This window comes from Neochlamydia sp. AcF95 (genome assembly GCF_018342455.1).
In the GTDB taxonomy this organism is placed as follows: Bacteria; Chlamydiota; Chlamydiia; order Chlamydiales; family Parachlamydiaceae; genus Neochlamydia.
The window spans coordinates 1-10,122 of sequence record NZ_JAEMUC010000034.1 but is presented as its reverse complement, the minus strand read 5'-3'; the positions used below and the strand labels follow the sequence as shown (position 1 = coordinate 10,122).

6 protein-coding genes and 2 pseudogenes are annotated in these 10,122 nt (G+C 36.2%); 6 read left to right on the top strand and 2 right to left on the bottom strand.

Annotation, left to right across the window (positions count from 1 at the left end; translation table 11 throughout):
* Positions 1 to 407: 407 nt before the first annotated feature.
* The 5 genes and pseudogenes from NEOC95_RS03425 to NEOC95_RS03405 all read left to right on the top strand — a co-directional run.
* Positions 408 to 2,549 (top strand): trypsin-like serine peptidase, encoded by a 2,142-nt coding sequence (locus tag NEOC95_RS03425; RefSeq protein ID WP_213151623.1) that lies wholly within the window; start codon positions 408 to 410, stop codon positions 2,547 to 2,549.
* Positions 2,550 to 2,662: 113 nt separating this feature from the next.
* Positions 2,663 to 4,225 (top strand): TniB family NTP-binding protein, encoded by a 1,563-nt coding sequence (locus NEOC95_RS03420; RefSeq protein WP_213151621.1) that lies wholly within the window; start codon positions 2,663 to 2,665, stop codon positions 4,223 to 4,225.
* 10 nt (positions 4,226 to 4,235) lie between these two features.
* Positions 4,236 to 7,859, top strand: a complete 3,624-nt coding sequence (locus NEOC95_RS03415; RefSeq protein ID WP_213151619.1) for a tetratricopeptide repeat protein — start codon at positions 4,236 to 4,238, stop codon at positions 7,857 to 7,859.
* Positions 7,786 to 8,322 (top strand): tetratricopeptide repeat protein, encoded by a 537-nt coding sequence (locus tag NEOC95_RS03410; RefSeq protein WP_213151616.1) that lies wholly within the window; start codon positions 7,786 to 7,788, stop codon positions 8,320 to 8,322. Before NEOC95_RS03415 ends, NEOC95_RS03410 begins: the two co-directional genes overlap by 74 nt.
* A gap of 29 nt (positions 8,323 to 8,351) precedes the next feature.
* A pseudogene (locus NEOC95_RS03405) lies at positions 8,352 to 8,570 on the top strand (ankyrin repeat domain-containing protein); the annotation flags it as partial.
* A gap of 31 nt (positions 8,571 to 8,601) precedes the next feature.
* Here NEOC95_RS03405 and NEOC95_RS03400 read toward each other — a convergent pair.
* Both NEOC95_RS03400 and NEOC95_RS03395 read right to left on the bottom strand, forming a co-directional pair.
* Positions 8,602 to 9,090 (bottom strand): annotated as a pseudogene (locus NEOC95_RS03400) (IS630 family transposase); the annotation flags it as partial.
* On the bottom strand, positions 9,081 to 9,449 hold the full coding sequence (locus NEOC95_RS03395; protein WP_213151614.1) for an IS630 transposase-related protein: 369 nt from the start codon (positions 9,447 to 9,449) through the stop codon (positions 9,081 to 9,083). The pseudogene NEOC95_RS03400 and the gene NEOC95_RS03395, both read right to left, overlap by 10 nt.
* A gap of 398 nt (positions 9,450 to 9,847) precedes the next feature.
* Between NEOC95_RS03395 and NEOC95_RS03390 the strand changes: the two genes are divergently transcribed.
* Positions 9,848 to 10,122, top strand: a 275-nt coding sequence (locus NEOC95_RS03390; protein ID WP_213151612.1) for an F-box protein, incomplete at its 3' end; no start/stop codon positions are given.

Sequence of the window (10,122 nt, the reverse complement as noted above, 5' to 3'; positions counted from 1 at the left end):
AAAGCTTTACGTGTGATGGCCAGTAAACCTGCAGCACAAAGGTATTTTTTCTCTTTCGCCCACATTCCCATAACTAAACTCACCTAATTGTTTACGAAAAAAAATTTCTTTTTTAGTTTATCACAGAGGGAATTTTTTTAGCTGGAATCGCTGATAAAATCCTTTGATTATGTGCTGAGTAAATTTAACTAATGGCTATTAGAGATTTTCTCTTCCAGAAGAAAAAACGTTGCAATTTTTTTTCTACCAAAATATAAGTTAAATTTTTCATTTGATTAAGACAAAAACGGCTCACAGAAAAGTTTCAAAATATTCTATGTGCAAGCTGGACGCCGTTCTAGCTTTAATAATGAAAAAATATTTTTTATTAGTATTTTATCTATTTTTTTACAAAGGAAAATAATAGTATGGAACCTTCTATGAATCACTCTTCCTTAAATGAGACAAAATTTGCGGAAATGAGCGCATCTTTTCGACCCCCCTTCGAACAGCAAGAAAAAAAAGCTGTTAAAAAGCTTACATTAGAGTCAGAGGGAGGATTGGTGCCAGTAGACAATGTTAGGCGTTTGGCTAACTGCGTTGAAGTTGTATGCAGAATTTACCATCCAAAGCCAGCGCGGAGAGGAACAGGTTTTCTTATTGGGCCTGGCCTTCTACTTACTAATAATCATGTTCTTAGAGACAAACAAGATGCTCGAGAGGCTCATGCACAATTTTTTTATGAAAAGGGTAGAAGTGATGTCATAGAAGTTAATTTTAATCCTGATGAAGAGCAAGGTGGATGGTTTTATACAAGTCCTGAACCTAGTGAGAATTTGCCTTTTGAAATCGGTAAACTTGATTTTACTATTGTAGCTCTTAAAGCTCATCCCAAGCTAGATAGGATTTATCAATTGGGATTATCTATATTTTCACAGTCTTTCCCTGAGGTAAATGGTCGTGCTAATATCATTCAACATCCTCTCATTCAAGAAGCAGGAAAGGGCGAAACATCATACAAACAATGGGCTTTTCGTGGTAATCGAATACTAAAAGTAAAAAAGCATAAATTCGTTGTTCAATATCGAACTACTACAGCGCCAGGTTCATCAGGATCTCCTGTATTAGATGATAAAGGAGACGTCTTTGCTATTCATAATACTAAATGTTCGCGCACTGATCGCGAAGGAAAGGATGAAGTGCAGTATAATGAGGCGATACTAATTCAAGCTATTGTAGAAGAATTAAAGCAACAAAACCTCATAGAGAAAGTTAAGAATTGGATTTGTCCGCGTCCTCTCGATGTACAAATTGGTAATCCAGCATTACAGAAATTTGCTGCTCAATTAAATCAAACGGCTGCGAAAGCAGAAGAAGTTGCAGAGCGAAACATAAGGCAATTTGAAAACGACACTTCAAAAATTATAGCGGCTCATAAATCTTTAAGATGCGCTTTGATAGAATATTCTAAGCTAGGAAAATTGTTAAAGAATCAACTATCGAGTGAACTAGAAGCGAAAAAGCAGAAACTGGTGTGGCAAGAACAAAGGATTAATTTCCTCTATACCTCTCAACATTGCTTGTTACCTGCTGATCGAAGTGATTTTTTGGTAGAAATGTTAAAAGGCGAGGTAGAAGATACTTGCCCCGCTACAGAATTTAAAGATCGTCCTATGGTAGAAACGCTGCTTGGAAGCGAGTATCATTCGGACTCGGAAGCGGTGAACTATTTTATAAAAGCTTTTATTCATGAGACTCTTGAAAATAAGTTTGAAGCTAAAAATGCTTATTATTCGCTAGCCGAGTTCTACTATAAAAATTTTCCTTCAGAGATTAATATTATAAAGTCTTGCATTGAGAAGTGGCTTAGCTTAGAAGAAAAAGAAGCACTCAACCAGAAAAAAGCTTTTTTACATCGCCAATTTAAGGCAAAATTAAGAGAATTGAAACAAGTCTTTCAATATTCTCCCACCTGTTATATCTATTATGATTGTACCGATGAAACTGAAGCCTGGATTGAGAGAACTTTAAGCGCTGATTTGGATATTTTAGATTGGAAACATTTTTTTAGGTCTCGAGCTTCCGATATTCCTGGCGTACCTACCTTACGTCAGCATGGTACTCTGAAAGACAGTGATTTTGTTTTTGCCCTATGCACTCCTATGCTAGCTTTGAAAGATAATGCTTATCGAACACAAAACCTTTCTACCCTTGTAGGGAAATTAGCGGATCAGTTGGCTGAGAGAATAGAGAGAGATGGAGGTGATAGACAACACTCTGTTTTTCCTCTTCTTCTTAAAGGAGAATGGGATGCTTCTGCTTTAAGCATGCTGACAGGCTGTAAGGATTATCAATGGGCTCGAACCGATGAAGAGTATTATATCTGCATGTTAAGTATGATTTGCCGTATGGCTAATATGGTACATAAGAGAAATACAGGAGAAAAGGGCGTAATTAATGTTAAAGATGCGCTAAATGATTGGAAAAAGGTAGAAATCGAAACCTTACTTAACTCTGCTAACGAAGGAGAAGCTGGAGTTGTTGTAGAGACGAAAAAAAAAAGCTTATAACTAGTTCTTCAAAAGAGGACAAAAGAGGAAAAACTTATAAGCTTCCCCTTGAAAACTCATTTTATCAGATTAGAAAAACATTTAGCTTAGAAGAAGCTTTTTCATATGGTACCTTGGTAGCTCTGATACAAGCAGAAGGAGTAATTTGCCGCACAGGCAAAACTTCGGCTGCTTTATCTTACGCAAGACGGTCCTCTAAATATGCGCAGGTTTTTTGGATAGACGCTACTGATAAGAATACACTTGAAAAAAGCTTAAAAGACATTCAACAAGAGCTACCTTCTATCAAAAACGAAGAATTTAAAAGTTTTTTAGAGACAAACCCCGGCTATCTAGTTATCTTTGACAATGCTCCAAGTTTAAATTTAATTGCTGATTATTTGCCTTCTTTTGATCAGTTGAAAGGTCATATCCTTATTACATCCCGAGAAAGAAAATGGCCTTCAAAAATTATTAAGATTGAAGTAGGCGTTTTTACAGAAGAAGAAGCAGTGGAGTGTTTAGAAAGGATGACAGGCCGTTATGATGAGAAGAGGGAGGCCCGTGAGCTTGTGCGAGGAGTTGAATATGTACCTGCCCTTGTTTGCAAGCTAGGAGAGTCAATAAAGAGCCATAGCGGAAGCTTAAAAGGTGAGCTAGAATGCACGTCAGAAAGACATGGTCGCAATAATAGGTGTCTTTCTGAAAAAAGCAATTTTTCCCTCTCTTCGGTTTGCTGTGGAAGATTTCAAGAGATCGATTTTTTAGACGATGTCCTTTCTCGTGGCCAAATCCCTTTTATTCAAGGGGAAGAGGGGATTGGCAAGACAACATTAGCCTTATATTATGCTTATCTTAATGTCTCTAAGTATACTATTCTGGGTTATGTCTCATGTCGCTCGATTGAAGCTATGGAAGCTAGCTACAAAGAAATAGCTCAAAAGCATAGAATCACTATTGAAATAAATGACGACTTATTCGAGCAGGTCAATAGCACTCTTATAAGAAATTCTTATCTTCTTATCTTGGATGATATAGAGGATATGGATTTAGTTAAGTCTCGATTACCAAATGGGAAAGGGAATATTATTTTAATTGGGAAGCATGATTCGGATCGGCAGTTTGCTTCTTTAAAGCTAGGTCCCTTAAGTTCTTCTAAAGCCTTAAGCTTATTAAAGGAAGTAAGTAAAAAAACAGAACAGGAAATAGCTGCTTTTGACTCTTTTTTGAAAGCCCCTCCTTTGTTTTTAACTATCATAGCGAATTTTTTAAGAGAAGGCGTTACAATTACGCCTGACCTTTTGAAAGGTTCTCATCATCTTTTACATAATTTAATTTTAAATCTAGATTCTTTGGAAACTATTTATAGCTTTATACAAAAAAAGCAAGAAGCTAGAAGAGGATTAGGCACCTTGCCTTTAGCTATTCCGCTTTTTAAGTTATTATGTTGCAATGAGGAACCCATCGTTTCTAGAAGCTTGTTAGCTACTTTTCTGGAGGAACGATATGCAATAGAGAAAGAAAGAAGCGCTCAGGTGGTTGGACTCCTTCTCCCAATTTTAAAGGATTTTTTTCCTGTTAAAATTTCTACTCATTCTGTTCAACTTCATCCCTTAATTAAAAATACTATTAAAATCTTTTTGAACCCTTCTGAAATAAGAGATTTTGAAAAATGGATAACTTCAAAAAACATATAAGGAACAAAAAATGTTGAGTGATCCTTTAGCTATCAGTATATCAAGCACCCCAAGGACAATAATACATGACCGTTATCTGGGTTGTTTAGCACTGAGTGGAAAATCTGAAAAGCTTTATCTCTACATTAAAAGGCAATTTTTGGAAGCCCATCTCTACAGAAAAGATCGGTTAATAGAAAAAATTTTTTCTCCTCAAATTCAAGGTGGGCTGCAAGGCGAAATTGAGTCTCAAGCTCTCATTCACTTGGTAAATAAAGTAGAACAACATGGCCTCTTTGCCCTTTATAATCCACAAGCTACAGATAAAAAAGTCACTTTATTGCCTGCTCCTCCAGCGGGCAGCTATTTAGAAGAATATACCTTAAGCTATATAGAAGCTCCTTTACCCAATACCAATCTTTTTTGCCGTCCTAATCTTAGTAAAGCTTTAGAGAAAGGCTTAAAAAAATTTGGCCTGGTAAGCTTGATTAATGAAGAAGGGGTTTACTGTCCTACGGGTAAAACAGAACTCGCTAAAGTTTATTTTTATGCACAAAGGGAGCTCTATAGCCAAGCCTTGTGGTTGAGAGGAGAAAAAGAGTGGTTTATTGAGCAAGGCTTAAAAGAATTTAGCCAGAAAGTAAGGCAGGATTGGCAAGAGTGGCTAAGCACGCATAGCCATTGGCTGATCGTCATCGATGGGCTTAGCCATATTTCCCTGCTAAGAAAGTTAGGCCTTATCGAGCTTGCTCAAAAAAAACAAGGTAAATTAATTGTTACTTCGCGCGATAAAGCTCATGATAGTGCTATTCATCAAATACCCGTGAATTTATTTAGCAGCGAGGAAAGCAAAAACTACCTCTTGCAAGTCACCCACCACAAGGACGAACATAGCGTTGAAGAAGCTGAAAAGATAGGGCAAGCCCTAGGGGGCGTGCCTAGCTCTTTAAAGAAAGCTGCCGAGTGGCTAAACGATAATACTTGGCCTTTAAAAGTCTATTTTGCTAAGCAAGCTGCAAACTTAGCAGAGCATAAAGCCTACTTGGAGGCTAGGAGTAATTTAACACCCCCTAATGAGTACTTTACTGGTCGCGAAGCTGATTTAGTGGCTTTAGAGGAAACATTGACTCAAGGCAAGCCTTTAGTATTAGCCGCACAAGTGGGCTTAGGAGGAGTAGGTAAAACGCAGCTAGCCCTGCAATATGCTTACCGTACAGCACCTCAATATAATTTTATTTGGTGGTTAAATGCTGCAAGTGAAGCTGCATTGCTACAATCTTATAGCAACTTAGCAGAAAAGCTTCATATCTTTTTAACTAAAGAAGAAGAAAAAGAAGATAAAGCGCTAGTCAAGAAAGTTCATCGCTATCTTAAAGGGAATCCTGGTTGGCTGCTGATTTTTGATGATGCCGAAAATGCTTCCACTCTTAATAGTTGGCTGCCTGAATCGGGTGGACATCTTCTCATCACTTCTCGTAAGCCTAATTGGCCTAATGCGCATGTTTTTACCCTAGGCGTTTTTAAACGAGAAGAATCTATCGAGCTTATCCTAAAAATTACTCATCTAGAAGATCAAAAAGAAGAAGCTGGTAAACTAGCCGATCTATTACAAAATTTACCCTTAGCTATTTCTCAAGCGGCTTTTTACATCAAGGAAACCCACATTTCCATAAAAGAGTATAGGGAGAAGTTTGAACAACACTATAAGGTGTTATGGGAGTTTGAAGTGCCGCCAGATATCTACCAGGCGACAGTTCAGGTGACTTGGCATGTATCTATGCAAAAGATCCGGCAGGATGAAGCAAGAGAAAAGGAAAGTAATGAATGCCCCTCTTTAGTCGATCCTTTAATGCAATTTTGTGCTTACTTAAGTTCACATGGCATTCCGCGTGATTTACTTAAAGAGTGGGTGATTAAGCTCTATCAGTCAGAGACTCCATTATTAGATATTAATCATACTATTGATTTACTTAGACGCTATTCCATGATTGAAGTCAATGCTGAAGCGATTAATGTCCACAGCTTAGTACAGCTAGTGACAAGAGACCAGCTTAAAGAAGAAGAGCAAAGAAAGGCTTGCGGTAAGGGTCTTGGCTTTTTTTATGAAAGTTTTAAATATGATCAAGCTAATTTAGATAAGGCTAATGATAATTATCGTTTGATTGTGCATGTAGAAAACATTGCTACTCATGCAGAGCAGCTAGAAATCGAAAGAGAAATGGCATTAACCTTAAGAGATAGAGTAGGGCATCACTATATTAATTGTAGAGGAGCTTATGAAGCAGCAAAAAAAACATGGGAACACTGTTTAAAAAAAAGTATTATCTGGAAAGCGAATTTATATATAGCCGATTTTGAAAATAAAGTAGGAAGGGCTGATCTAGGCTTGGGACATTATGAAGAGGCAAAAAAGCGCTTCGCAAAGGCTCTAGAAATTTATGCAGGAATCGATGATATTCCCCCCCCTTTTATAGCAGGTATCTATAATAATTTAGGAAATTTACAGAAAGATTTAGGGCAATATGCCGAAGCTAGGAAGACTTATGAAAAAGCGCGACTAATTTTATATGAAAAAGATTCTTTCGTAGAGTCTTCTGACGCAGCAGATATTCATCATAGCTTAGGGATAATTTTGACCAGATTAGGTGAGTTTGCTAAGGCCAAAAGTTATCTTGATCATGCAGGTAAAATTTACGGTCAAATTTATCCTCCAACAAACCCTATCTTTATAGGCTTTTATAATAATTGTGGAAACCTTTGGCTGGATTTAGGGGATTATGCTCACGCAGAAGAAGCTTTTAGGAAAGCTTTGCAATGCGCAAAGCAAGCCTTTATATTTTCAGAACACCCTGACTTCGAAATGATCTACAATAATTTAGGCAATTGTTTGCAAGGGCAAGGTAAGTATGCAAAAGCAGAAAAATTCTACCAAAAAGCTCTCTTAATCCATGAAAAAAACTTTTCTCAAGATCATCCTTTTTTTGCGGCTATTTACCTTAATCTAGGGATAGTTTTTTACAGCCTTGGCAAGCCCCAGGAAGCCAAAGAGAGTTACGAAAAGTGTTTATCGATTTTTCGAAAGTTTTCTCCCGACAACTCTGCGGTATTAGCTGAACTTTATAATAATATGGGAACTGCTTATCTACAACTAGGTAAGTTTAGTTCTTCTAAGAAGTTTTTTCTTAAAGCTCTAAAAATTTTTAAAGAAATATACTCTTCCAATCATCCTTATATTGCAGAGACTTATCACAATCTAGGAGGGATTATTGAAAAATCAAACCCTCTGCAGGCAATCAAATATTGCCAAAAAGCTATAAATATTTATAAGGAAATTAATCCTCTTCACTGTAAATTAGGAGGAATTTATAGAAATATGGGAAAGGTTTTAAGCGAGCTAGGGGGAAAGGAAGAACAGCAAAAAGCTGAAAAGTGTTTTGAGAAAGCTCTTTTAATACAAACACACAATTTTCCGAATGGTCATCCTGTTACAGCAAGCATTCATAATGAGCTAGGTAATCTTTTGAAAGATTTTGGCCAGTATGAAAAAGCTATATCTCATTATCTGCAAGCAATAAATATTTATGAGAAAGGTTTTTTTTCTTCTCCCCCTTATTTTAGCTGGGATTTATTTCAACTTAGGGGATACTTTATATAAATTAAATGATTATAGTAAAGCCAAAAACTATTATCTGCAAGCAATAAGCATTTATCAAAAATTAGGTCGGTCAGCTTATCTTTCTTTAGCTCATACCTATTCCGATTTGGGAAATGCTTTATATAGATTAGAGCAAAATATAGAAGCTAAAGACAGTTATGAAAAAGCAATGCGAACTTATGAGGATATTTCTTCCCCCATTTTTCCCTACTATCAAAAGTCTCAATTAAGTGAAGTTCTCGAATCGCTTGCAAGAACACATCTTAATTTAGTAAAAGTTTTAGCTGGCTTGAGATATTTTGCAGAAGCTTTTAGGCATTGCCAACGAGCTAAAGCCATTTTACAAAAACTTCATCCTCTTCACCCCTTATTACAGGACGTTCAGTATAGTTTGCGCGGTCTTTCAGAAATAATAGAAGAAAAATCAAGAAATTATACAATTTATTGGATCGCTACAAGTTGAAAGGCAAGTAGCAAGCATTACGCCGAGCAGCACATCAAGGCAATATTGAAGATCTGCGTTATTTGATTGAACAAGAAGGTGTAGATATCAATGCTCAAGATAAGAAAAAGGGTTTAACTGCTTTGCATTGGGCCGTAAAGCAAGGTCATCAGCAAGTAATTGCATGGCTATTAGCGTACAGAGCGAGAGCAGATATTAAAGATAGAGAAGGTCGCATTCCTGGCGACTATAAAGTAAAACGATTATAATATAGTGGTTTGAATTTTAAATTTCTGTTCATTAACATATACTTAAAAAAGAGTAATCAATGGTTTGAGCAAGAGTAGAAAACTTACTTAAGTTTGCTGCCACAATCTTCTTAAAATTAGCCCAAAAGGTTTCAATAGGGTTTAGATCTGGAGAATAAGGCGGTAAAAATAAAATCTCACACCCTGCCTTTTTAATAAGTTCATCAGTGGCTTGCGATTTATGGAAGGTAGCATTATCCATTATTAGAACTTCTCCTGCTTTAAGTTCAGGTATCAATATTTTTTCTAGCCAAATGTTAAACAGAAGAGAATTACAAGTGCCTGTATAACAAAAAGGAGCTAAAATTTTAGACTTGCATTTAGCTGCTATACAGCTTTCTCTAGCAAATGAACGACCTGCTATAGCACCATAAATCTTTTCTCCTATAGGTGATCTTGCATGCTGGCGCTGTAAGTAGGCATTTATCCCGTTCTCATCTATGTAAATCCTATTTTCTTCCGGAATGTTTTCTAGCTTTTGTCTAAACTCCTCTCGTTTATTCTCATCTCTTTCCTTGTAGAAGGGTGTCTTTTTTTTAAAGTGATTTTCAGTCTTTTACAGGCATAAAAAACTGCAGTTATTGTCACTCCGAATGCCTCAGCTATTTCCCTAAGGTAGGCATCAGGATTTTGTTTTATATATAATTTTAGCTTTTCACTATCTATTTTACTGGGGCTCTGTCGTCTTTTTTTAGGAGCTAAACAACCTTGTTTTTTCCGCTTAATCCAGTTGGTTAACGTGCGAACTGTTACACCAAACACCTCACTAGCGGTGGCCATTGAGCCGCCATTCTCTATATAATTCAAAGCTTTTATTCTTAAATCGTGTGAATATACCATGCCAATTGATTATACATATATCCTTAGAAAAATAGAATTCAAATAACTATAACTTATATAATTGAATGAGAGAGCCTAAGAATAGGTTTTTTAAGGATAAATTGCTACATAAATGATGGATTGGATAGACATTTATTCAAATAAATAGTAGGTTGCTTTTTGAGCAAATTTAAAGGTTAAAAATGATAACTAGCTTTCCTTCTTTCCACTTTTTAAGCAGCCAACGTTTTACCAAAAGCCAAAGTTATTTAAAGCAATCTTTATTAAAAAATATATTGTTATTCCTATAGCCTTTCTTCGATAGGTGTGTTTGCAAGCAGGCTACCAAAATTTAAGTAATTTTTAGAAAAGTTAAAATTCAAATGGCACTAAATATTAATAAATAAGAGAAAAAGCTAATGAATATAGAAAATCCAAATCTTCCTCTTGTTGTATTTCCTGAGTTTAAGGAGATAGAAAAAAGGAATCTCTCCTTTAGCCAGGGTCCTTATGCCGAGATTAGCTTACAGATATTTGCAAAGTTGCGGTCGGTAGATTTGTGTCGAGCAAGGCTAGTATGTAAAGAATGGAAGAAGTTAATTCAACAAGCCAATTTATGGAAAGAGCTTCATCCAGGAAGTTGTAGAATTAATTCTCCAAAAGAAAAACAGCAAGGTGCTGAGATTTACTTAGG

What these genes read in the sequence shown, in the direction of transcription:
- NEOC95_RS03395 (WP_213151614.1), bottom strand. Translation starts at nt 9,449, where the DNA reads ATGGTATATTCACACGATTTAAGAATAAAAGCTTTGAATTATATAGAG.
- NEOC95_RS03410 (WP_213151616.1), top strand. Translation starts at nt 7,786, where the DNA reads ATGAGAAAGGTTTTTTTTCTTCTCCCCCTTATTTTAGCTGGGATTTAT.
- NEOC95_RS03415 (WP_213151619.1), top strand. Translation starts at nt 4,236, where the DNA reads ATGTTGAGTGATCCTTTAGCTATCAGTATATCAAGCACCCCAAGGACA.
- NEOC95_RS03425 (WP_213151623.1), top strand. Translation starts at nt 408, where the DNA reads ATGGAACCTTCTATGAATCACTCTTCCTTAAATGAGACAAAATTTGCG.